The organism is Chromobacterium sp. LK11 (assembly GCF_001043705.1).
Lineage (GTDB): Bacteria > Pseudomonadota > Gammaproteobacteria > Burkholderiales > Chromobacteriaceae > Chromobacterium > Chromobacterium alkanivorans.
Window position 1 is genome coordinate 104,635 of the sequence record NZ_LDUR01000024.1, and the last position, 22,966, is coordinate 127,600.

Annotated in this window: 25 protein-coding genes; 8 read left to right on the forward strand and 17 right to left on the reverse strand. The window is 60.6% G+C overall.

Annotated features, from left to right (window positions below):
- Positions 1-298 precede the first annotated feature (298 nt).
- A complete protein-coding gene (locus tag VK98_RS23405; RefSeq protein WP_082159044.1) occupies positions 299-2,329 on the forward strand; it encodes an acyltransferase family protein in 2,031 nt (676 codons plus the stop codon).
- A gap of 583 nt (positions 2,330-2,912) precedes the next feature.
- Here the strand turns inward: VK98_RS23405 and VK98_RS23770 are convergent.
- The 4 genes from VK98_RS23770 to VK98_RS14880 all read right to left on the reverse strand — a co-directional run bounded on the left by VK98_RS23770 (position 2,913) and on the right by VK98_RS14880 (position 5,405).
- A complete protein-coding gene (locus VK98_RS23770; protein ID WP_156187885.1) occupies positions 2,913-3,218 on the reverse strand; it encodes a hypothetical protein in 306 nt (101 codons plus the stop codon).
- 82 nt (positions 3,219-3,300) lie between these two features.
- Complete coding sequence (locus tag VK98_RS14875; RefSeq protein WP_048414785.1) at positions 3,301-3,891, reverse strand: porin family protein; 591 nt, start codon at positions 3,889-3,891, stop codon at positions 3,301-3,303.
- Between the two features lie 391 nt (positions 3,892-4,282).
- Complete coding sequence (locus VK98_RS23775) at positions 4,283-4,597, reverse strand: hypothetical protein (RefSeq protein ID WP_156187887.1); 315 nt, start codon at positions 4,595-4,597, stop codon at positions 4,283-4,285.
- Between the two features lie 553 nt (positions 4,598-5,150).
- On the reverse strand, positions 5,151-5,405 hold the full coding sequence (locus VK98_RS14880) for a hypothetical protein (protein WP_048414786.1): 255 nt from the start codon (positions 5,403-5,405) through the stop codon (positions 5,151-5,153).
- A 328-nt stretch (positions 5,406-5,733) separates the two neighbouring features.
- Here VK98_RS14880 and VK98_RS14885 point away from each other — a divergent pair, with 328 nt between their 5' ends.
- On the forward strand, positions 5,734-6,132 hold the full coding sequence (locus VK98_RS14885; protein ID WP_048414787.1) for a hypothetical protein: 399 nt from the start codon (positions 5,734-5,736) through the stop codon (positions 6,130-6,132).
- A gap of 10 nt (positions 6,133-6,142) precedes the next feature.
- Here the strand turns inward: VK98_RS14885 and ybaL are convergent, their stop codons facing one another.
- The 4 genes from ybaL to VK98_RS14905 all read right to left on the reverse strand — a co-directional run bounded on the left by ybaL (position 6,143) and on the right by VK98_RS14905 (position 11,560).
- A complete protein-coding gene (gene ybaL, locus VK98_RS14890; RefSeq protein WP_048414788.1) occupies positions 6,143-7,852 on the reverse strand; it encodes a YbaL family putative K(+) efflux transporter in 1,710 nt (569 codons plus the stop codon).
- A gap of 149 nt (positions 7,853-8,001) precedes the next feature.
- A complete protein-coding gene (locus VK98_RS14895) occupies positions 8,002-8,961 on the reverse strand; it encodes a diguanylate cyclase (protein ID WP_048414789.1) in 960 nt (319 codons plus the stop codon).
- 104 nt (positions 8,962-9,065) lie between these two features.
- Positions 9,066-10,187: a P1 family peptidase gene (locus VK98_RS14900; RefSeq protein WP_048414790.1), complete on the reverse strand. Its 1,122-nt coding sequence runs from the start codon at positions 10,185-10,187 to the stop codon at positions 9,066-9,068.
- Between the two features lie 2 nt (positions 10,188-10,189).
- A complete protein-coding gene (locus VK98_RS14905) occupies positions 10,190-11,560 on the reverse strand; it encodes an APC family permease (RefSeq protein WP_048414791.1) in 1,371 nt (456 codons plus the stop codon).
- 117 nt (positions 11,561-11,677) lie between these two features.
- Between VK98_RS14905 and VK98_RS14910 the strand changes: the two genes are divergently transcribed.
- Positions 11,678-12,469, forward strand: a complete 792-nt coding sequence (locus tag VK98_RS14910) for a LuxR C-terminal-related transcriptional regulator (RefSeq protein ID WP_048414792.1) — start codon at positions 11,678-11,680, stop codon at positions 12,467-12,469.
- Between the two features lie 7 nt (positions 12,470-12,476).
- On the opposite strand, the gene VK98_RS14915 is transcribed toward VK98_RS14910, so the two are convergent.
- The 5 genes from VK98_RS14915 to VK98_RS14935 form a co-directional block, all read right to left on the reverse strand.
- Complete coding sequence (locus VK98_RS14915; protein ID WP_053077403.1) at positions 12,477-13,253, reverse strand: transporter substrate-binding domain-containing protein; 777 nt, start codon at positions 13,251-13,253, stop codon at positions 12,477-12,479.
- A 76-nt stretch (positions 13,254-13,329) separates the two neighbouring features.
- Positions 13,330-14,007 carry a hypothetical protein gene (locus VK98_RS14920; protein WP_053077404.1) on the reverse strand — a complete coding sequence of 226 codons (678 nt, stop codon included), beginning with the start codon at positions 14,005-14,007 and terminating at the stop codon, positions 13,330-13,332.
- An 86-nt stretch (positions 14,008-14,093) separates the two neighbouring features.
- Positions 14,094-14,897 (reverse strand): ABC transporter substrate-binding protein, encoded by an 804-nt coding sequence (locus VK98_RS14925; RefSeq protein WP_048414859.1) that lies wholly within the window; start codon positions 14,895-14,897, stop codon positions 14,094-14,096.
- Positions 14,898-14,961: 64 nt separating this feature from the next.
- Positions 14,962-15,483: a cupin domain-containing protein gene (locus VK98_RS14930; protein WP_048414793.1), complete on the reverse strand. Its 522-nt coding sequence runs from the start codon at positions 15,481-15,483 to the stop codon at positions 14,962-14,964.
- A gap of 71 nt (positions 15,484-15,554) precedes the next feature.
- Entirely contained in the window at positions 15,555-16,307 is a 753-nt protein-coding gene (locus tag VK98_RS14935) for a copper homeostasis protein CutC (protein WP_048414794.1), read from the reverse strand.
- A 97-nt stretch (positions 16,308-16,404) separates the two neighbouring features.
- Between VK98_RS14935 and VK98_RS14940 the strand changes: the two genes are divergently transcribed.
- On the forward strand, positions 16,405-16,893 hold the full coding sequence (locus tag VK98_RS14940) for a MaoC family dehydratase (RefSeq protein WP_048414795.1): 489 nt from the start codon (positions 16,405-16,407) through the stop codon (positions 16,891-16,893).
- 15 nt (positions 16,894-16,908) lie between these two features.
- Here VK98_RS14940 and VK98_RS14945 read toward each other — a convergent pair whose 3' ends face one another.
- Together VK98_RS14945 and VK98_RS14950 are read right to left on the reverse strand one after the other, a co-directional pair.
- Positions 16,909-17,859, reverse strand: coding sequence for a GMP reductase (locus tag VK98_RS14945; RefSeq protein WP_048414796.1), 951 nt, complete (start codon positions 17,857-17,859; stop codon positions 16,909-16,911).
- 188 nt (positions 17,860-18,047) lie between these two features.
- Positions 18,048-18,695 carry a ParA family protein gene (locus tag VK98_RS14950; RefSeq protein ID WP_048414797.1) on the reverse strand — a complete coding sequence of 216 codons (648 nt, stop codon included), beginning with the start codon at positions 18,693-18,695 and terminating at the stop codon, positions 18,048-18,050.
- Positions 18,696-18,798: 103 nt separating this feature from the next.
- Between VK98_RS14950 and VK98_RS14955 the strand changes: the two genes are divergently transcribed.
- Complete coding sequence (locus VK98_RS14955) at positions 18,799-19,461, forward strand: HAD family phosphatase (protein ID WP_048414798.1); 663 nt, start codon at positions 18,799-18,801, stop codon at positions 19,459-19,461.
- A 90-nt stretch (positions 19,462-19,551) separates the two neighbouring features.
- Here VK98_RS14955 and VK98_RS14960 read toward each other — a convergent pair whose 3' ends face one another.
- Positions 19,552-20,481: an exopolyphosphatase gene (locus VK98_RS14960; RefSeq protein WP_048414799.1), complete on the reverse strand. Its 930-nt coding sequence runs from the start codon at positions 20,479-20,481 to the stop codon at positions 19,552-19,554.
- A gap of 58 nt (positions 20,482-20,539) precedes the next feature.
- Positions 20,540-21,127 carry a YigZ family protein gene (locus VK98_RS14965; protein ID WP_048414800.1) on the reverse strand — a complete coding sequence of 196 codons (588 nt, stop codon included), beginning with the start codon at positions 21,125-21,127 and terminating at the stop codon, positions 20,540-20,542.
- 116 nt (positions 21,128-21,243) lie between these two features.
- Between VK98_RS14965 and VK98_RS24370 the strand changes: the two genes are divergently transcribed.
- The 3 genes from VK98_RS24370 (at position 21,244) to VK98_RS14975 (ending at position 22,908) form a co-directional block, all read left to right on the forward strand.
- Complete coding sequence (locus tag VK98_RS24370) at positions 21,244-21,372, forward strand: hypothetical protein (protein ID WP_255360658.1); 129 nt, start codon at positions 21,244-21,246, stop codon at positions 21,370-21,372.
- 151 nt (positions 21,373-21,523) lie between these two features.
- On the forward strand, positions 21,524-21,958 hold the full coding sequence (locus tag VK98_RS14970; RefSeq protein WP_053077406.1) for an NfeD family protein: 435 nt from the start codon (positions 21,524-21,526) through the stop codon (positions 21,956-21,958).
- A gap of 5 nt (positions 21,959-21,963) precedes the next feature.
- The gene (locus tag VK98_RS14975) at positions 21,964-22,908 is read left to right on the forward strand and encodes an SPFH domain-containing protein (RefSeq protein ID WP_048414801.1); all 945 of its coding nucleotides are present in this window, start codon (positions 21,964-21,966) and stop codon (positions 22,906-22,908) included.
- Positions 22,909-22,966 lie beyond the last annotated feature (58 nt).

Sequence of the window (22,966 nt, forward strand, 5' to 3'; positions counted from 1 at the left end):
TCGCTTTGCTCAAGTTGGCTTTCTCGTTGATCTATCTACGATTTATCGACAGATTTTGCTAGCCGGTCTTAATTCCCCCGTTCATTTTAGCAAGAACATTCGCACATTTTTTAAGCAATTCAATTTCAAGTTCGCCAGTTAACTTCGCTAATACGGCTTATTACCTTACCCCTTGTATTGTTGGAAGATGGCTAAAAATGTATAATATTCATATTTTTTTCATTCTAACCAGTTTCGAGCTTCACACAACCACTTTCATTTTTTGGTTGATGGCTCACGGGTAAGCAAATTATAAGATATGACAACGTATCAAGCACATCTTTCGCATCCAAAGTATCGTCCAGACATTGATGGCTTACGGGCCGTTGCTGTATTAGCTGTTGTTGCTTTCCACGCTTTCCCAGGTTGGGTTCGTGGTGGCTTTATCGGGGTTGATGTCTTTTTTGTAATTTCTGGCTATCTCATATCTACTATCATTTTTGATAACTTAGAAAAGGGCACATTCAGTTTCTCTGATTTCTATTCACGCCGTATTAGACGCATTTTTCCGGCTCTCTTGCTTGTTTTGATTGCTTGCTTTGCTTTTGGTTGGTTCGCATTGTTAGCGGATGAGTACAAGCAATTAGGAAAGCATATAGCTGGTGGCGCAGGTTTTGTTTCAAACTTTGTGTTATGGAATGAAGCAGGCTACTTTGACAACTCTGCTGAAACTAAGCCGTTGTTACATTTATGGAGTCTAGGCATTGAGGAGCAATTTTATATTGCATGGCCGTTTTTACTATGGTTCGCTTGGAAGCGAAATTTCAATCTTTTAACAATCACAATCATTGTTTCCGTTATAACTTTTTCACTAAATATTAAAGGCGTTAAGCAAGATATGGTTGCGGCCTTTTATTCACCCAAAACAAGATTTTGGGAATTGTTAAGTGGAAGTTTATTGGCTTGGGTTGCGTTATACAAGAAGAATGCATTCGCCAACGTGAAAAGCAAGATTGATGTTTGGCTTTCTCGCATTGTATATAGCGGCAAGAGTGAGAATTCTGGCAAGACACTATCTGATGTGTGTTCGTTTCTTGGCTTATTCTTGTTACTATATGGATTTTGGCGAATCAACAAGGAGCTGATCTTCCCCGGGACATGGGCATTAGTACCAGTCTTAGGTGCTGTACTAATTATTACAGCCGGTTCTAAAGCTTGGGTTAATCGCATAGTCCTGTCTAATAAAATTGCTGTTTGGTTCGGTTTAATCAGCTTTCCACTTTACTTGTGGCACTGGCCATTGCTTTCGTTTGCTAGAATTGTTGAAGGCGAAGCACCCAGTCGTGACATACGCATAGCGGCTATTGTACTCTCCGTTGTGCTTGCTTGGCTTACGTGCAAGCTTATTGAACGGCCGCTACGTTTTGGCAACCACAGCAAGATTAAGGTAACAGTGCTCGTTACTCTTATGACTATTGTTGGTTACGTGGGTTACAACATACACAAACGGAATGGGCTTGAGTTTCGCGTTTCTAGATTTGCAAAAATTTCTAAAGCAGCAGGCGAGTGGCAGTATCCTGGAAAACTAACTCCATTCAATTTTGAAGGAAGAACTTTTTTAAGGCAAAATTCAAAAAAAATGGAGGTTACCTTATTCATTGGCGACTCAAACAGTGAGCAATATTATGTTAGAACTGATGAATTAATTTCCACCCTGCCAAATGCTGTTAATAGCGTAATCTTTGCTACTGGCGGAGGGTGTTTAGCTATTCCAGCTTCTCCATATGATGAAGCTCATAAGCATTGCACCAATCTAATGGAGAGCGCTTTTAATTACGCGAAAAGCGATGTAAACGTCAAAAACATTGTGATCGGTGCGCAATGGCCCCAATACTTAAAAGATGGGGCGGCTTTAACTGGCAAATTTGGCGTCGGCGAGAAAGATTATCTTGCCTCATTGAAAAGATTGGCCGCCTACATTAGAGAGTTGAAGCGACTAGGTAAAAATGTCTATATTGTACTCAGCATTCCAATTGGCAGTGAACTAGATCCAAAATTTATGATTTTCAGAGGGCTTAAGCACTTCCCACACTTAATGCTAATGAGAGAGGGAGGATTAAGCCGTCAAGTTATAAATGAACGATACGGAAAGGTTCAAGAGGATTTAAGAAAAGTAGTTGAATCAAGTGGTGCTAAGGCTGTAAACCCCATGGATTTCTTGTGTAATTCTGTGGTATGCCCCAGCGTGGATGGCAATGGTGAGCCGATTTACAAAGATGGTGGACATTTACGTCCAGCATACGTCAGAGATAGGGCTCGCTTCATAGACAGTCTCCTTACTAGCGGCTAAATTTTTGAGAGTGACATTTTGCTTTATTTTTGACAGCGCAATTAATTGCATTAATAGACCACCTTAGCCACGTAACTACTGAGTGAAAATAAGTGTCCCTCCATTAACCCCAGCCCTACGCTGGGGTTTTTCTTGCCCGTGTTCGGAGCAGCTTATGCCATTCAAATATATCGACTATCACCACATGTCCCGACACGCGCTAAACTAGCGGCATGTATGCTATATCTCCATATTCGCATTGCCGCTCACAAGCGGCAAGAATCTAGCCCAATGCGGAAAAAAAGTTTTTATAACTCATTGATAATTCGACCGCCAAAAGAATAGCCCAAGCAGATGCTTGGGCCATTGCCGTTTCGGGACCTTTACCGCGTGGTTTCTACCTGCCCAGCCCACTCCCAGCTAGCAAAATTTTGTTCTCTTCCATGATGCCCTCCTTGCTGTTGGACACCAAAGCACCCTGCCACGGCGCTTTGGCGATGGCCCTGCTTCAAAGGCACCACTTCTTCAGCTGTCCAAAACAAATAAAGCCCAGTTATTACCGGGCTCTACGCTGTTGGGGACCAAACGCATCCTTGACAGCAGGCTAATTTTCCAGCTCCATGGAATAGTAACTATTTCTTATTTTTACCTTGTTATCATTTTCTATTTTTTTATTCGCAAAGCTCCACATTTCTTTTAGGTTTTCCTTAAAGAAATAACCATCCTCCCTAGAATCATATTCACAATTTCTAATTTTATTGTTTCGCCACAACCAGATTTCACTACTGCCCATATCAGAAAAAGCAGTCAATACCTGAGCCACCGAGTTGGCAACCCCAACACATACACCATATCTTTTGGATGCAGCCGCATCCACTTCCTTTGCTCCTGTCACTATCGAAAACAACATCAGAGCACTTCCTAAAAGCAAAAACCGCATAACCATCCTTATACAACATCAAGAAGCCCTCCAAAATGGAGGGCGAACCAAATTAGAACTTGTAGCTTACACCAAGCTTGAATAGATTGGTGCCCGATGTCACATCCTTACTATCCTCACTCATGGAGTTCATCGCACTCTTGATATACTCGTACTCACCACGCAGGGCAAAGTTTTTTGTGATCGCATAGCTAGCACCAATGCCAATACCAGGCAATACTTTACTTCTACTGGCGCTGAAACTGGATCCGTCGGCTTCGACTTTCAATGTGCCATGTACGTTGTTAAGGCTGACTTTGCCAAAAAGTTCAACATCTTCTGACACTGGCAGAATCCCAACCAAAGCCAGTCTCTCAGCATGCATCGGTATCGAGAAGTTTGCTTTCCCGTCTCGCCCGGTAGCAGAGGATTTCATCTTACCTAAGTCGAGATATGACAGTTCCGTCGCAAAGTAGGAGCCGAAGCGGTAGCCGGCTCCGACCTCCCAGATACCTCCTGCGCTTTTACTGTCAGAGATGCCTTCATGGCTTTTCATCTTTTCCGAGTTGTAGCCCAGATTACCAAAAACATATGCACCACTCTCAGCCGCATGAGCGGCAACTGCGGACATACTCAGAATGGATGCAATGATGATTTTTTTCATTTTTAACCTACTGGTTGGGGAATGGGCATTCATTTTCACCAGAATATTTCAAACGTTTGTATTACATCTGTCGCGCGACTAGCCAAGTTCCGTAACATGGTGTAAATATTTGTTTACAAAACACACTTGGCATAAGTTGATTGCATAAAATCACATTGGAAACATCCATTAAACCCATGAAAAATAGAGCAATTAATCGAGACACCTAAGCTAAGTGCACTTCAGAATCCCTGCGTATTGCTATTGCACACCCAAGAATCCTGCCACAACGCTTGAGTGTGCTGTCGACATCTGTGCCAATCGTCACCCGCTGCCAACCCTCATTAAGAAAAAACAGCTCCGCGAACCAAAGTTCGCGAAGCTGTTGTTTCAGATTGAAAACAGGAAAAGCTTACAAATTACTGCATTGCCCCGTCACGCCGCTGCGCCAAGATTTGCCACCTGCATTTTTGCAGTTATGCGCATGTTGGTGATTGCCAATAACCTTCCCTGTGCAGTTCTTTGCAGAGAAGCACTGCCCCGGTTTTCTTGGCTGAATTTGATTGACTAAAGCGTCCACTGTATTGCTGGCATTGTTGCTGGCTTGTTGCGTGGCGGAGGTGACTTCCTGAGTATTGGAAGACCCAGCCGGAGATGCGCTGACCAAGGAAGAAGCCAGCAAAAGGGCGGCGGCAAAAGGAAGATTCAGAATATTAATAGCCTTCACAATTAAACTCCTTTAAATGTGCTGGAAAAATGCAAAATCAGCAAGTTTCCATAGTGACAATAAAATTAAGGCAATAGGAATACCTTGAGGCGATTGTCTCGATACTCGCACAAACCTTGATTAATACAGTCAAAACACAACTGACATTAACAATCAAGTCAACACCAATGCGGCCGCACACTTTAAGGACTGACTGACATGCCCTCAGTTCTCAATTTTTGCTAGGTATTATTCACATTCTTTTGTGATTATTTGAAATGGATTAACCCTACGTGCTAGAACATAGCAGAAAAAAATCTTCAGCCTATTAGGCGGTCAGGGGTTTTGTTAGCTGGTCTAAGCAATTAATCCATATTCAAACCGCCGAACACACTGCTGACAGCGTGAATTGGCTGATCATGCAGACTAATCAAATCACACAAAAAACAATATGAATTAAAAGCAATGTAAAAACCTGCCCGCTGTCAGTCCGAATCTCACCGCCTCCGTCCAAATCAAAAGCCCGGACATATCACCCGGGCTTTTGCCTTTTTCGCCCCGCGTCCGGGGCCATCTACCTGGCGGTGTTGCCCTGCATCGAAGCAATCAGCAACTGCAGCCGCTCATACGCGCATTCCACGCCATACCTCGCCTCCAACAGGCTCCACAAAACCTCCGGGGACAGTTCTACGATGAACGGGGTTTGACGCGGCGGTTGACGGGACATCTCCCGGCGCAGCGCCTCGGGCAATTGTTTGAAATGGGATTGGGCGGCACGAATATGCCTGAGGGCGCGACGCGCCTCGCGTAGGGTGTCGATCTTGGCCATGGCGGCCTCCTGTATGTCGTTTTGAGTTCTGCCCCTTTTGAGAGGGCGGCCGGGTGCTCAAAACCGCATACAGACGGCGGGCGTATTCCCCTTGCGGGTATTGTATTAGCCGCACACCCGGCCATGGACGCGCATTGTCCCACAACTGGGCGTTTGCCAAAACCATGGACGCAAAAATCCGCGAATCTTACGGGTGCGGTAGCCGCTGTATGTTTGTTTGGTGTTTTGAGCACCGGGAATGACCATAGCCCGTTGGCGCGAAGCATGTCAACGGCACATGGTCCGCCGTCGTCTACACTCAAGTAGCATCGCCGTATTGGAGAATCCCATGTCCACGCCGCCGCGCCATCTCAGCGTCAGTATTGCCTGCCCTTTCGCCCGCGCCTACGCCTTGCTGGCGCCGCCGGAAAACTTCCTGCGCTGGGCGTCCGGCCTGGCCGGAGCCTTGTGCCGCGACGGCGGCGGCTGGCTGGCGGACACGCCGCAGGGGGTGATGCCCTTGCGCTTTTCGCCGGCCAACGACTACGGCGTGCTGGATCACTGGGTATCGCCGCCCGGTCAGGCGGAAATCTATGTGCCCTTGCGCCTGCTGGCGCGGGACGACGGCTGTGAACTGCTGTTGACCTTGTTCCGCCAGCCCGGCGTCGACGACGCGCAATTCGAAGCCGACGCCGACTGGGTGGCGCGCGATCTGGCCGCGGCCAAGGCCTGGCTGGAGCGGGGCTGAGCCGCGACGCTCAGTGCGCCGCCTGCGCCGCTTCGGCGGCGAAGCAATGCAACACGTGCCGGCCGATGCTGCCCGCCAACTCCTCGTCGGCCAGGAACACCGCCCCCAGCCCTTCCCCGCGCAACAGCTCCGCCTCTTCGGCGTTGCGCGCGCGCAGCGCGATGCGCAGCTCGGGGTTCAGCGTGCGCGCCACCTCCACCATCTGCCGCAGATTCAGCGCGTCTGAGGTGGTCACCGCCAGCACCGAGGCGTTGACGATGTGGGCCTGGATCAGCACGCCCGGCTCGGCGGCGTCGCCGGTCACCGCCGCCCGGCCCTGATTGCGCAGCGTTTCCACCAGCTCGCGGTTGTGGTCCACCACCACAAAGGGCACCCGATTGCGCTCCAGCTCCGCCGCCACGCCGCGGCCGATGCGGCCGTAGCCCACCAGCACCACCTGGCCTTCCAGGTATTTGCGCTCGGTGCTCATCGGCAGCTCGGCGTAGGGATCGGGCCGGCGCTCCAGACTGCGCGCCCATTCGGAACGCGCCAGCAGCCAGCCGCGCAAAGGCTCCAGCAAGGCGAACAACAGCGGATTGAGGGCAATGGAGATCAAGGCGCTGGCCAGCACCAGGCTCATGCCCTGCGCCGACAGCAGGCCCAGCGTCACGCCCAGGCCAGCCAGGATGAAGGAGAATTCGCCGATCTGCGCTAGGCTGGCGGCGATGGTCAGCGCGGTGGTCAAGGGATAGCGGTAAAGGATGACCAGGATCAGCGCGGCCAGGGTTTTGCCCAGCATGATGACGGCCACCGCGCTCAGCACCATCAGCGGCTGCTCCAGCAGAATCGCCGGATCGAACAACATGCCCACGGACACGAAGAACAATACGGAGAAGGCGTCGCGCAGCGGCAGCGATTCGCGGGCGGCGCGGTGGCTGAACTCGGACTCGCGCATCATCATGCCGGCGAAGAAAGCGCCCAGCGCGAAGGAGACGTTGAACAGATGGGCGGCGCCGAAGGCGATGCCGATGGCCGCCGCCGTCACCGCCAGCGTGAACAGCTCGCGCGATCCGGTCTTGGCCACCCGCCACAGCAGCCACGGCAGCAGGCGCCGGCCGGCAATCAGCATCAGGGCGATGAAGGCGGCCACCTGCAGCAAGGTCAACATGATGGTCTGCCACAGCGGCGCGGCGTTGGCGGCGGCGGGCGCGCCGCTCAGCAGCGCGGCCAACGGCGGCATCAATACCAGCACCAGCACGCAGGCCAGGTCCTCCACCACCAGCCAGCCCACGGCGATGCGGCCGTTAATGGTGTCCAGAATGCCGCGCACTTCCAGCGCCTTGAGCAGCACCACGGTGCTGGCGCAGGACAGCGACAGGCCGAAGATCAAGCCGCTGGACCAGCTCCAGCCCCAGCACCAGGCGATGAACAAGGCCAAGCCGGTGGCGGCGCTCATCTGCACGATGGCGCCCGGCACGGCGATGCGCTTGACCGACAACAGGTCTTTCATCGAAAAGTGCAGGCCGACGCCGAACATCAGCAGCATCACGCCGATTTCCGACAGCTGCGCGGCAATCTTCATATCGGCGACGAAACCCGGCGTGGCCGGGCCGATGACGATGCCGGCCAGTAGATAGCCCACCAGCGCCGGAATGCGCATCCGCTCGCAGAGCAGGCCCAGAATCAGGGACAGGCCCAGGCCCGCCGCAATGGTGGTAATCAAGGAAACATCATGGACCATGGCGGCCGCCTCCCTAGTGTGGATTTTTTATTTAGGCGCACAGGATGCTGCGCAGTTTGTTTTCAGACTAGAGGGGCATGAAAAATGAAAGTTCCGCTGTAAAAATCACGCGGACAAACGGGCGCGCCGGTCTGGGAAACCGCCCGCGACTAGCGTTTGGCGGCCTTGATTGAATACATCAGCTCGTCGCCCTCCGCCAGCAAGGCCTCGATGGAGAAATGGCGCTCCGCGTCCAGCTCCACGATGCCGTCGGAAAACGCCAGTTGGTAAGGCTGGCCGGAGCCGGCGTTGTAGGCGTCCAGATGACGCGAGAACTTGGCCACCGCCGCATGAGCCCGCTCATGCTCAACCTCGGACAACAACACCACGAACTCGTCTCCGCCCAGCCGCGCCAGCAAGTCCGCCGAGCGGAAAGAGCTTCGCATCAGCTCGGCGAAAGTCGCCAGCGCCTGGTCGCCGGCGGCGTGGCCGAAGCAATCGTTGATCGCCTTGAATTTATCCAGATCGAGGAAGGCCAGGCTGACCGGCAGGTTTTGCCGCGCGCAGAAATTAAGGCTGTACTGCGCCAGCAGCCGGAAGCCGCGCCGGTTGGAAATACCGGTCAGTTCATCGGTGGTGGCGGCTTGGAAGGCGATCAGCTCCGCCTCCACCATGCGCGCCAGATCGTGCAAGGCCTGCGCGTCGTCGTGATCGAACTCGCGCGGCTGGACGTCGATCACGCACAGGGTGCCCACCTTGGCGCCGTTGGCGGCATGCAGCGGGCAGCCGGCGTAAAAACGGATATGCGGCGCGCCCGTCACCAGCGGGTTGTCGGCGAAGCGCTCGTCCGCCAGCGCGTCCGGGATGTAGAAGATGTCGTCGCCCAGGATGGCGTGGCCGCAGAAGGAGATGTCGCGCCCGGTCTCCGACGCCGACAGGCCGACGCAGGATTTGAACCACTGGCGGTTCTCGTCCACCAGGCTGACCAGGGCGATGGGCACCCGGAACAAGCGTTTGGCCATCCGGGTCAGGCGGTCGAAACGCTCCTCCGCCGCGGTGTCCAGCACGCCGAGCGCGCGCAAGGTCGCCAAGCGCTGCGGTTCGTCCGCCGGAATGTCCGGTGTATTCATGTCCGCCTCCTGCTGTCTGTCCGCCGCCCGCGCGGCTTTCCGTATAATGATAATAGCATTATACGGCGCAAACAAAACGCCGAAAGCCGCGCGCGCGCCGCCGTCTAACGCGGACGCCAGCCGCTTTCGCGCAAGGCGCTCAGCAGGCGGTTGGCGTCCAGCCCGCGCGCCGCGTGGCCAAGGTTGCCGCTCAGGTCCCCGGCCGCCAGCAAGGCGTTGACGATGGCCTCTTCCACCGCTTCCGCCGCCGCCTCGAACAAGGGCGAGAGATGGTCCGCGTTCACCATCTCCACCGCGCAGGTCAGCGCTCCCTTGCCGGCGTAATCGGTCATCGGCAGGCCCTGATTGCCGGTGGCGAAGGCCACGAAGATGTCGCCGCTGGAATCCTCGGTGCCGCCGCCGGTGCGGGCGATGCCGATGCCGGCGCGCTGCGCCAGCCGCCGGCATTGATCCGGCAGCAAGGGCGCGTCGGTGGCCAGCACCGCCACGATGGAGCCCATGCCGGGCTGCGGCAGCCGCCCGGTCTCAAACGGCGAGGGAATCTCCGCGCAACTCAGGCGGCGGCCCACCGGATAGCCCTCCACCAGCAAGGAGCCGCGCTTGCCGTGGTTGGCCTGCACCAGCGCGCCCACGGTCCAGCCGCCCGCCTCCGCCGGCAGCCGCCGCGAGGCGGTGCCGATGCCGCCCTTGAACTCGTGGCAGATCATGCCGCTGCCGCCGCCCACGCTGCCCTCGGCCGGCAAGCCGCCGCTGGCCGCTCTTTGCGCGGCGCGCGCATGCTCCGCCGTCACGTGGAAGCCGTTGATGTCGTTGAGCAGGCCGTCGAAGGTTTCCAGCACCACCGGCATGGTCCAATACAGCTGCGGCTCGCCGGCCACCGCTTCGCGTTCGCCGGCGATCAAGGCGTCGCGCACCACGCCCACGCTGTGGGTGTTGGTCAGCGCTATCGGCGTGCTCAGCACGCCGGCCTCGCGCAGCCACTCCAGGCCGCTGGCGTCGCCGTTGCCGTTCAGCACATGCACGCCGGCAAAGCACGGCGTGCGCCGCGCCAGTCCCGGCCGCGGCTCGACTACCGTGACCCCGGTGCGCGCGCGGCGGCCGTCGTCGAAATCCGCCCAGGCGGCGGCGTGCCCCACCCGCACGCCGGGCACGTCCGTAATCGCGTTCAGGGGGCCGGGCTCGCCCTGGCCGATGCGAATGCCCAAGGTTCTGGCTCTGGACTGCATGATCATCTCTCCTTTTGTTCATCAACAATCAAGATCTTGCCCGGCGGCCGCTGCGCGGCCAGCAAGGCGCCGGCCAGCGCGATGCCTCCGATGATCCACCAATCGCGCGCCGGCGCGTCCCGCAGCACCGCCCATAATAGGGAGAGGCTGCCCGCAGCCGCCAGCAAGGGCGGCCACGGCCAGCCGGGCATGCGGTAAGGATGAGGATGCCGGCCCAGCCGGCTGCGCAAGGCCGCCAGCGCCAGCAACAGGTAGTTCAGCATCAGGATGATCACGGTGAAGGACGCCAGATCATCCAGGCTGGAATGAAAGGTCAGCAAAGCGGACGGGATGGCCAGCGCCAGCGTGGCCACCCAGGGCGTGCCGAAGCGCGGATGGATGCGCTGCAGCGCCCGGCTGGCCGGCGCCGGCCACAGGCCGTCTCGCCCGCTGGAGTACAAAAAGCGGCCGCTCTGCACCACGATGGCGATGATGGCGTTGAACACCGAGAGAAAGATGCCGCCGCTGATCACCCGCGCCAGCGCCGGGCTGCTCAAATGGCTGAGCACGTAGTTGATCGGATCCGCCTGCCGGCTCATCTCCGCCAGCGACGGCGCGCCCAGAATCAAGGCGGTCACCGGTATCAACTCCACCAGCACCACGATGGCCAGCGCCGCCAGCACCGCCTTCGCCACCGGCCGGCCGCTTTCGCGCATGTCCTCGGCGAAATACACCGCCCCGCCAAAGCCGTTGTAAGCGAACACCGCCGTCCCCACCATGGCGGCTATCGTCGCGGCGGGCACCGCGGCCAGACCGCCGTCGGCCGCCGCCTTCACCGGCTGCCACAGCACCGCGGCCGGCTGCCGCGCCTCGCTGAAGCCCAGCCAGGCGATCAAGGCCAGAGCGGCCAGCTCCAGCAACAGGAAGGAGCCGGTCAACCAGGCGTTCAGCTTGATGTCCAACACCGCGATGCCGAAGCACAGCACGATCATGGCCAGCGCCACCTCGGCGCCGTCCAGCCGGATGCCCAGCGCGGAGTTCAGATAGGGCGCAGCGCCGGTGGCCAGCACCGCGGGGATGAACAGCAGCAGACACAGAATCAGCAGATACATCTGCAGGCTGAGCGCGCGGCCGAACACCCTATCGATGATCACGTACTCGCCGCCTGCGTTGGGATGGGCCGCGCCCAGCTCGGCGTAACACAGCGCGAACGCGACGGCCAGCGCCGCCGCCAGCGCAAAGGCCAGAAAGGCGCCGCTGCCGGCGCCTTGCAGCGCGAACGGCGCGATCACGAAAATGGAACTGGCCGGCGTCACGCCGGACACGGTGATCAGCACCACGTCGGTCACGCTCAATGAACGGCGCAGCCCGGGGCCGGCCTTGGATGTGCTCATGCTCTCGTCTCCTCTTATTGTGCGGCGCCTTGTAGTCAGACGCGTGGGAGACAGTGTATTTTGACGCGGGAAGGTGCCCAATCACCGTGATGGGTTACCCCAAGCGGGGATTGCCGGATGGAAGCTTTGTTGAAGGAATTGCCGTTGCACCATCATCTGGCGCAGCTGATGGCGCAGATCGGTCTGCCCGGGTTCTGGCGCCAGCTGGTCTTGCTGCTGCGCGGCAGCGTGCCGCTGGACAATGCGCTGGCCGCTTGCTTCCACGCGAACGCGCCGCCGCAGATTCTGGAGGAATGCGACTTTCAGCACTTGGCCGCACCGTCGCCGATGGCGCTTTACTGCCAGGGCCTGTATCTGCTGGACCCCTTCTATCAATACGCGCAGCGGCCTTTCGCCGACGGCCTCCACCACTTGCCCGACATCGCGCCGGATCACTTCCGCCAGAGCGAATACTTCCAGCGCTATATGAGCGGCGAGGTTGGCGTGGACGAGGTCCAACTGCTGCTGCGCGTCGCCCCCGACCAGGTCTTGTCATTGTCGCTGGGCAAGGCGAACGAGTTCGAGCCGGCCGACATCGGCAAGCTGCGCGTGATGCAGCCCTGGCTGCTGTCCGCGATGCGGCGCCACTGGCAGCTGAGCTCCGCGCCCACGCCGCCATCGCAGCGCCTGGCCGATCAACTGACGCAGACGCTGAGTCATTTTGGCCACGGCAAGCTGTCCGAGCGCGAGGCCGAGGTTGCGCGGCTGACGCTGTGCGGTCTGTCCAGCAAGGCGATTGCCCAACAGCTGGCCATTTCGCCGGAAACGGTCAAGGTCCACCGCCGCAATCTGTATCTGAAGCTCGGCGTGGCCAGCCACGCCGAGCTGTTCAATTGCTATATCGAGCAACTGCGAAGCAGCGAAGCCTAGGTCAGACTCATTTCCCCAGCCACTTGGCCGACAGGCCGGCGAATTCGCCGTTTTGCAGGCTCTGGCTCAGCCATTGGTCCACCCAGGCTTTCCAGCGCCAGTCGTTGGGCAGCAGATAGGCTTTTTGCGAAAAGTCGAACGGCTTGTCCGGGTGCACCGCGCACAGTTCCGGATGCAGTTTCTGCTGATAACGGGTTTCCACCGTGTCGGTCACCATCAGATCCGCCTTGCCGTCTATGATCTGCCGGAAAATGGTGACGTTGTCCGGATGCACGGTCAGCGTGGCCGCCGGCAGCCGGGCACGGGCGAACTTTTCATTGGTGCCGCCCGGGTTGACGATCAGTTTGACCTGGGGCTGGTTGATCTGGGCGATGGTCTGGAAGCGCTGCGCGTTTTCGCAGCGGGTGATCGGCGTTTTGCCGTCGTTCAGATAAGGCAGCGAGTACAGCGCCCGCTTCTGCCGCTCCAGATTGATGGACACCCCGCTCATCGCGATGTCGAACTTGCCGGCCGCGTGGTCGCGCATCAGCGTCGGCCAGCTGGTGGCCACCAGTTCCAGCTTGACGCCCAGCGCCCGCGCCAGGCTTTCGGCCATGTCGATGTCCAGACCGCGGTATGCGCCGCTGGCCGGGTCCCGTTCGCTGAACGGCCGGTAGTCGCCGGTGGTGCCCACCCGCACGCTGCCGCGTTGCAGGATATCGTCCAAGCGGTCCGCCAGCGCCGGCTGGCCCGCAATCAGGCCGCCCAACAGCAGGCAGCCCAGCATGGTTTTTTTCTTCATCATGGTTGGTTTTTTCTTTTGATGTTTGCGTAATGGGCGCTGCCAGCGCCCGGCTCGCAAGACGCCGCTCAGCGCGGTCTCAATAAGCCAGCGGGAAGGCGAAGACCTCGCGCTGATAGGTTTCCACCACCACGCTGAACGGCGCGTTGTCGCTGCCACGGTAAAGCACCGCGCGGTGTTGCAGCACTTGCTGCGCGATGTCCAGGCCGGCGGCGGCGGTCTCTTTGTCCGCGGGCTTCATTTCCCAGCCCGCCGGCAACGGCGACCACAGCAGCTTGACCTCCTCGGTCTGCCGGCGGAAATTCAGCGCCGCCACCGCACGGCCGAACGGCACGTCGCTGCTATCCAGCTGACGGTTCATCTCCTCGCTCAGTTTGGACGGCAAATACCAGTTGTCGGCCTCGGACAGCACATGCTCGCCGCAGGCCAGTTGCACCCGCCGGTAGGCAATGCGCTCGCCCGGCCGCGCCTGCAGCTGGGCGCGCACTTCCGGGCTGGCGTCCTTGTGGTCCGCCGGATTGCGCAAGGCGCGGATTTGCGCCGGAGACGCCATCCGGTGATCGGCGCACCACTGCTGCAAGGTGCGAGTGGCGCTGCTATTGCTCAGCAAGGTGGCGTTCAAGGTCTGCAGCAAGGCCAGCGCCTTGACGCGGGTGTCGCGGCCGTCCTGCCAGCCGGGATAGGACCAGGCCTCCGCCAAGGCCGGTGCGGCGGCCAGCCATAAACAGCCGGCGGCCAAAAGCGTTTTTTTATGCATTGGGATTCCTAAGACAATCAAGGAGTCGAAAATAATAAAGCAAAAGCTTTAATTTTGATAGCAAGCAGTCGCTGAATATTCTGTTTTCATTTATGCCCCGCGCCGGCGGCCTCGCGGTGCAGCCCGGCCGCCCGCTGCAGGGCGAGAAAAGCCGGCGATTCCCGTTGCCGCTCCAGCTCCGTCCAGATCCTGCCCGGCAGGCCCGGCTCGCGGTGCGCCAGCTGACGCGACAACATCAGGAAATAAGGCTTTTCCTCCAAGGGCAGCCGGCAGCGCTCTATCGCCTCCGCCAGCTCCGGATGCTCGCGCAGAATCTGCTCCGCGCGCGGCGTCTGCAAGGCCGCGCCGCTCAGGCGCCGCAGGCGCAGCATCTGCAGGATGGCCAATGGGTCGCGGTTGCTGTCGTCTATCTCCACCTGCTGCTTGCGCAGAAAGGCGCCGATGGAGAAATCGGTCTGCACGCCTATCGGCGCCATGCCGCTGGACAGCCGCGCGCCGTCCCAGCCCACCGTGGTGCCCTTGAGCCGGTACAAGGAATAGCTGGAGCTGTGCAGGCGCTGGCTGACGTCCGGCGCGCCGCCCGGCAACATGGGGTACAAGCCCCATTGCGAACGCTCCGGCACGAAGCTGGCGGCGAAGGCGCCGTCCATCTTGCCTTGGCGCAGCATATTGATGCAGCGCCGCCACGGCATCGGATGCAGGAACAACTCCCGCTTCAACGCGCCCTGCAGTTGCTTGATCAACTGAATGTCCAGCCCGCCGCCGCGACCGTCCAGCCAGGGGTAGGAAACCTGATCCTCGTAGCAGAGCAACAAGGGCTCCGCCGCCGCGCCCAGCGGCCAGACCAACGCCAACACCGCCGCCGCGCGGCTCAATGCCCGCCTCTTCATTGCCTTGTCCATGGATGAACGATGGTTCCGTTATCGCTCATGCCGCCGTCGCATGCCAAGCCGCCTATTTCCGGGCCAGCGCCTGCTCCCGCTCCAGCATGTCGAAGATGCCGGGGCGCGCCGGCTCCCCGTCGTAATACGGCGCGCTCTCCAGCCGCCCCACCTGCTTCAGATGGCGGACCAGCACCTTGCCGCTGTCCGGATAGACGCAGACCTCGTGCGGGTCGTTGACGCCGATGCCGAGGTAAACCAGATCTTGATCGAAAGGATTGGCGATCTGATGCGCGACGCCGGTGCCGGCCGGACAGGAAATGCAGTCGCCAGGTCCGATTTCCTGCAGGCTGTCGCCCAGGCGCAGCACGCCGCGTCCGGACAGCACATAGAAGATTTCATCCTCGCGGGCATGGGCGTGGAAGGGACAACCGGCGCGCCCCGGCGGCAGCCGGGTCAGATTGGCGCCCAGCCGGCCGGGCAAGGCGTCCAGCGCCGGCGTCAGCGGCTGGTAGCTGCCGCCCCACCCCTCTCCCTCCCGGTAGTCCACGGCTTCCACCTGGTCGATATTGACCACATGCGACGGCTTGCTCATTCTGCGCTCCTCATGACCCGCTGCCGGAAAATGCCAGAATCATCCTGCAAATCCGGCCCGCCCGACAAGCGTCAATCGAGTCCGCGCAGCAAATCCGTCATCATCCGTACGGTTTCGACACAGCTTTCCCGCCTGTCGTACTCGTCCATGCCCGCCGCCCCCATGCTGACCCCGGCCTGGCGATGACGCATCGCGCTGGCCACCTTGACGCTGGCCGAGGCGTGAAATTCGCGGCACCCCGTCGCGCGCGCCAGCTCGGCCAGATTGTCCGGCCGCACGCCGCAACCCGGCATCAGAATCAGCCGCGCCCCCGCCTGGCGGCGCAAACGGTTGATCAGGGCCGCGCCTTCCAGCGCGTCCGGCGCCTGGCCGGAGGTCAACACGCGCCGGCAGCCGCTGGCGATGACTTGCTCCAGCGCCTGTTCGGGATCTCGCGCCATGTCGAAGGCTCGGTGAAAAGTGCAGCTCATCGACCCGGCCAATTGGACCAGCTCGCGGCTGCGCTCCACGTCCACGTCGCCGTCCGCGGTCAGCAGGCCCAGCACCACGCCGTCCGCCCCCAGTTCGCGGCAGGCCAGCACGTCGCGGCGCATCACTTCGAACTCGTCGTCGGAATACAGGAAATCGCCGCCGCGCGGACGCACGATCACATGCAGGCCGATGTCCAGCCGCTGCCGCGCCAGCGCAATCATGCCCGGCGACGGCGTGACGCCGCCGGTTTCCAGGCTGGCGCACAACTCCACCCTGGCCGCGCCGCCCTGCGCGGCGGCCAGGCAGGACGCCAGCGAGCCGGCGCACACTTCCAATTGTCTATCTTGCGACAAAATATTCCCCTTGCTCGGCTGAATGCCTTGCGGATTTTGACCCGTTTCGCCGGCCGCGTTAAGCTGCGCGCTCGAGATGACGCAAACGTAAGTCGATATGCTCTATTTTGAAGATTTGAAAGCGGGACAACTGTTCCACAGCCCCACCCACGTGCTGAGCGAGGAAGAACTGATCGGCTTCGCCCGCCAGTACGATCCGCAATACTTCCATACCGACCCGCAAAGCGCCGCGGACAGCCTGTTCGGCGGCCTGGCCGCCAGCGGCTGGCAGACCAGCAGCCTGAGCATGCGGCTGGTGACCCAGACCGAGCTGGGGAAAATGGCCAACGGCTTGATCGGCATGCAGATCGACAAGATGCGTTGGCCCCAGCCCACCCGCGCCGGCGACGCCTTGCGCGTCACCGTTGAGGTGCTGGACAAGCGCCGCTCCAACAGCCAGCCCGGCTTCGGCGTGGTGAAGGTGCGCTGGACCACCCTCAATCAGCGCGACGAGGTGGCGATGCAGCTGGAGTGCGCGATCTGGGCGCAATGCCGCGCCCAGCCGCAAGAGGAAGCGCCGCGTCCAGCGGCGGCGCAGCACGCCTGAGCCTCGTGGTCAGGCTCAGCGGCGAACCTGGATCAGTTCGGCGCTGCGCAAAGCTTCCAGGGTGTTGCCGCCGGCGTAGCTGATGGACGACTGCAGGTCTTCCTTCAGTTCGCGCAGCAGCTTGCCGATGCTGCCCTTGTACTCCACCAGGATTTTCTTGCCTTCCACGTTGACGTAGGCTCCCTTGTTGAACTGCGAAGCGCTGCCGAAGTATTCCTTGTAGTGCTTGCCGCTGATCTCGACGATCTCGCCGGCGGATTCGTCGTAGCCGGCGAACAGCGAGCCCGCCATGACCATGCTGGCGCCGCAGGCCAGCGCCTTGGCGATGTCGCCGTGCTCGACGATGCCGCCGTCGGCGATCACCGGCACTTTGACCGCGGCCACGCAGTCTTGCACCGTGGAAATCATCGGGCGGTGGAAGCCGGTCTTGTTCTTGGTGATGCAGACGCGGCCGCCGGCGATGCCGGCCTTGATCGCGTCGCAGCCCCAGCTTTCAAGGTCGCGCGCGGCCTCGGCGGTGGCGATGTTGCCGCCGATCAGGAAGGTGTTCGGGAACTGCTGCTTGATGTGCTTGATCATGCGCTCGGCCTTCACGCACCAGGCGTTGGCGATGTCCAGCGTCATGTATTCAGGGGTGAGTCCCGCTTGCTTGAGCGCGGCCAGCTGTTCCAGCGTGTCGTCGTTGACGCCGACGCTGATGGAGGCGAACAGGCCTTTTTCCTGCATTTCGCGGGTGAAGGCCACCGCGTCCACATTGAAGCGGTGCATGGTGTAGAACCAGTTCTGAGCGGCGAAGAGCTCGCTGCTCTCGGCGCAGACCACCGACTTCATGTTCGACGCGTAGACCGGCATGTCGAAACGGCGCGGACCGAATTGCACCGAGGTGTCGCATTCCTTGCGGCTGTCCACCACGGTTTTTTTCGGCACCAGATAAACGTCGCCGTAATTGAGTTCTGTCTTGATCATGCGTGTGCTCCCAAAGCGGAAATAGAGTCAAAAAACAAGGGGCCCCAAACATAAACGGGAGCCCCGACGGCTCCCGTTTACAGTGCCCCCTGCGACGCCTCGCTTGGCTCGCACGCACTTACCGGCACACCTTACGCCGCCGGTTTCTTCACGTCAAGCTATTTTATTTCGGATCAAGACAAAACATTTCACTTGTCGCACCAGCTTTCTTCTTCCTCGCCCAGCCAATTGAGCAGCGGCTGCCAGGCGTCACGGTCGCGCTGGGTGCGCGACGGCGGCAGATCGAACAAGGACAGTCCGCTGGACGCCGCCTGCACGTAAAGCTGGGTGTCGCGCAGCCAGGTCAGCACCGGCACTTCGTGATCCGCCAGGAATTTCTCCAGTTCGCGCGCGGAGCGGGTGCGCGGGTCCACCCGCATCCCCACCACCGCCATGAAGGCCTTGTTCTTGCGGATGGCCTTCTCTTCCAGCAGCTGCTCGAAAAAAGCCTCGCTCGCCCACATGTCGAACGGCGACGGCTGGATGGGCACCAGGATGCGTCCCACCCGGGACACCAGGGCCGCCAGCTTCTTGCCGTGCAGGCCGGCCGCGCTGTCCAGCACCACCACCTCGGTGCCCTTGGGCGGCCGCGCCGTCTCGCCGGCCTTGACCTCCCAGCCGGCGATGGACGGCAGCGCCGCGTCACGCTGCGCCAGCCAGCCCAGCGAGGATTGCTGCCGGTCCACGTCGCCCAGCATCACGCGCTTGCCGCGCGCGGCGTAATAGCCGGCCAGATTGGTCGCCAAGGTCGATTTGCCGCTGCCGCCCTTGGGGTTGGCCACCAATACCGATTGCACATCCGCCTCCTCTGCCGTTTGCGATGGCCCACTATACCAGAGGGGGAGCGCTTGCCGCAGCCGGGCTATAGGGGTAAGGTCGAAGCCCGGAAAAGGAGCCCGCATGCCGCAAAACTATGACGCCATCCTGTTCGACATGGACGGCCTGATGATAGACACCGAAAGAATTTCCATGGAGTCCTGGCGCCGCGCCGCCGACGAGCTGGACATGACGCTCAGCGATCAGCTACTGCTGGACATGGTGGGCCTGTCCATGCGCCGCTGCACCGAATTCCTCAGCGAGAGGCTGGGCAGCCAGGACGAGGCCGTCGCGCTGCAAAACGTGGGCCGCCGCCATTACTGGCAGATGCTGGAACATGAGGAGATTCCGCTGAAGACCGGCATCGAGGCCTTGCTGGACTGGGTCGACGCGCAAGCGCTGCCGCGCGCGGTGGCCACCTCCACCCAGCGCCAACTGGCCGACATCAAGCTGGGCCGCACCGGGCTCTCGCGGTATTTCGACACCGTGGTGGCCGGCGACGAAGTGGCCCACACCAAGCCGGCGCCGGACGTCTACCTGGCCGCCGCGCGCAAGCTGGACGTGGACCCGCTGCGCTGCGTAGTGCTGGAGGACTCGATCTACGGCCTGCACGCCGGCGTCGCCGCCGGCATGCGGGTGATCCTGGTGCCGGACCTGGTGACGCCGCCGGCGGACCAGACTCATCAAGCGCTGGCGGTGTGCCAGGACCTGCATCAGGCACTGGAAGTGCTGCGACAGTTGGCCTGATACGAGCTGCGGCGCGTAATGAGGCGCGGTACGGCGAGTTCAGCCGCACCGCCTTGTCACGCCTTAACGGCCACAATCGTTCACGGGCTCTCAGCCGTGGCCGCGGATGCGCGCGACCAGCTCGTCGCGCACGTCCTCGGCCTGGTCGTTGCCCACCTGGCAGGTGCCGGCCGCCTCGTGGCCGCCGCCGCCGTATTGCAGCATCAGCGCGCCCACATTGGTGCGCGAAGTGCGGTTGATGATGGACTTGCCCACCGCGAACACCGTGTTCTGCCGGTTGACGCCCCACAGCTGGTGGATGGAGATATTGCAGTCCGGGAACAGCGCGTAAATCATGAAGCGGTTGGTCGGGTGGATCACCTCCTCATGCAGCAGGTTCAGCACCACCAGATTGCCGTAAACGCGGGAACAGCGCCGGATCTGCTCCTTGGCCAGCGCCTCGTGCTTGGCGTACAGCTCCACGCGTTCCTGCACGTCCGGCAGCGCCAGGATCTGGTCGATGCTGTGGTCGCGGCAATAGCGGATCAGGTCCAGCATCAGCTGGTAATTGCTGATGCGGAACTCCTTGAAGCGCCCCAGGCCGGTGCGCGCGTCCATCAGATAATTGAGCAGCACCCAGCCGGACGGATGCAGCACTTCCTGCAGCGTGTACTGCGCGGAGTCGGCCTTGTCCACCGCTTCCATCATCTCGTCGCTGATCTTGGGAAACGCCTGCTTGCCGCCAAAATGGTTGTACACCACCCGCGCCGCCGACGGCGCCTTGGCGTCGATCACGTAATTGTCCGCGCTGGAATTGCGCAGGGTTTCGGAAAGATGGTGGTCGATGACCAGATGCGCCGCCGCCACGTAAGGCAGGTTGGTGGTGATGTCGTTCTCGGTGATCTCCACCTTGCCGTCCTGCATGTCTTTGGGGTGGGCGAACTTGATCTCGTTGATCAGATTCAATTCGTTGAGCAGCACCGCGCACACCAGTCCGTCGAAATCGCTGCGCGTCACCAGGCGATATTGCTGTTGCGACATGAGTTCCCTCTCTCCCGCTTGAAGGGCCGGCGCGGCCCCGCCCGCGCCGTACGGCGCCTCAGTCGACCGGCGACACCTCCAGCGCGCCGGCCATCCCGTCCGTCAACGCCGCCAGCAGGGCCTCCGCCTCGGCGAGCGGCAGGCTCAGCCTCAAGCTCACCCGTTCGCCGTAACGGGGCGCCGACACCGGCACGCCCAACTCCTGGCACAAATGGCGCAGCCGCGCCTCGCCGGCGAAATCCACCGTCGCCTCGTAATCGCCGCGCGGCACCACCGCCACCAGGCTGGCCGCGTCCATCGCGGCGTTGACAGCTTGAGTGTAGGCTCTGACCAGGCCGCCCGCACCCAATTTTATTCCGCCGAAATAACGCACCACCACCGCCAGCACATCGCAGACGTCCTTGTGCCGCAGCACGTTGTACATCGGCCGCGCCGCGGTGCCGGAAGGCTCGCCGTCGTCGTCCAGCATGGAGTCCGCGCCGCACAGCAGCACCGCGCAGTAATGACGCGCGTCCGGCCACTGGGCGCGGATCTCCGCCAGCCGCGCCTGCGCCTCTTCCCGGCTGCTGACCGGCTGCACGATGCCGATGAAACGGCTCTTCTTGATTTCAACCTCGGCCTGCGCCGACGCTTGCAAATGGAACATTCCGTCCCTCTGACTGTCCGAAGGGGTGGATTGTACCCCATCGCCGGCAAAGCGCCGGGGCAGGCACTACAATGAAAACGGAAATGCGCCTTGTTCACCTTAGAGGAGCCAAAGCCATGATCATCCTGCTCGTTGTGCTTGCTTCGCTGCTTGCCGTGGTCTGGTACATGCTGGACAAATTCTGGCTGGATGACGAGGAAGAGGCTCGCCTGTCCCATTATCTGCCGGACAAGGATCATGTCTAAAGAGAGGGCTTGACGTCCGCCGCGCTTAGGCGAGGCGGCGTTGAACCGGATCTTGAGAGCGCGTCCGTTTTTGAGGCTCGCGCTCCCGCTCGCTTGTCATTCCGCGGCGATGGCATGAAAATGAGCGCTTCAATTTGACAAGGGCATCGTCTTGCCGCTAACCGCCATCTGGATTGCCAGCGCGCTGCTCGCGCTGATCGCCGAGTTTTTCTCCGGCACCTTTTACCTGCTGGTCGTCGCCGTCGCCATGTTGTGCGGCGGCGCCGCCGCCTGGCTGGGCGCCCCCGAAGCCAGCCAGTACGTGATCGCCAGCATCGCCGGCGTGGCCGGCGTGGCGCTGGTCTACGGCTACAAGCGCCGCCATCCGCGCACGCCTTCCCAGCCGCGCGCCGACGACCCGGACCTGGGCCAGCCGGTGCAAGTCCTCCACGCCCCCGCTTCCGGCCACCTCCGCGTGCAATACCGCGGCGCTGCCTGGGACGCCGCGTCGGTGGACGGCGCGCCGCTGGAGACCGGCGCCACCGCCTACATCGTCGGCCGCGACGGCAACCTGCTCAAAATCAGTTCAACCCAACCGGAACAATAAGACCCATGGAACTCCTGCCCCTGATCCTGCTCGTCGCCGTCATCGTTTTCGTGTTCAAGTCGCTGGCCGTGGTGCCGCAGCAGAACGCCTACATCGTAGAACGCCTCGGCCGCTATCACGGCACTCTGGCGCCCGGCCTCAACATCATCGTTCCCTTCATCGACCGCATCGCCTACAAGCACAGCCTGAAGGAAGTGCCGCTGGACGTGCCCAGCCAGGTCTGCATCACCCGCGACAACACTCAGTTGAAAGTGGACGGCATCCTCTACTTCCAGGTGACCGACGCCCAGCGCGCCTCCTACGGCACCAGCAACTTCATCATCGCCATCACCCAGCTGTCGCAAACCACGCTGCGCTCGGTGATCGGCAAGATGGAGCTGGACAAGACCTTCGAAGAGCGCGACGAGATCAACCAGACCGTGGTGGCCGCGCTGGACGAGGCCGCGGTCAACTGGGGCGTGAAAGTGCTGCGCTATGAGATCAAGGACCTGGTGCCGCCGCAAGACATCCTGCACGCGATGCAGGCCCAGATCACCGCTGAACGGGAAAAGCGCGCGCGCATCGCCCAATCCGAAGGCTTGAAGATGGAGCAGATCAACCTGGCCAACGGCGCACGCGAGGCCGCGATCCAGAAATCCCAGGGCGAGATGCAAGCCACCATCAACAACTCCGAGGGCGACAAGCAGGCCGCCATCAACAAGGCGCTGGGCGAAGCCGAGGCGCTGCGCTTGGTGGCCGACGCCACCGCCGACGCGATCAAGCGCGTGGCCAGCTCCATCCACACCGAGGGCGGGCTGGAAGCGGTCAACCTGAAAGTGGCCGAGCAATACGTGGCCGCCTTCGGCAAACTGGCCAAGGAAAACAACACCATCATCCTGCCGGCCAACGTCGCCGACGTGGGCTCGCTGGTGGCCAGCGCGATGAGCGTGGTCAAACAGACCCAGCGCTGAGGCGCAGCCTTGGCAACAGGCCCGGCCGACGCGTCAACGCCGGCCGGGCCCCGCTCCC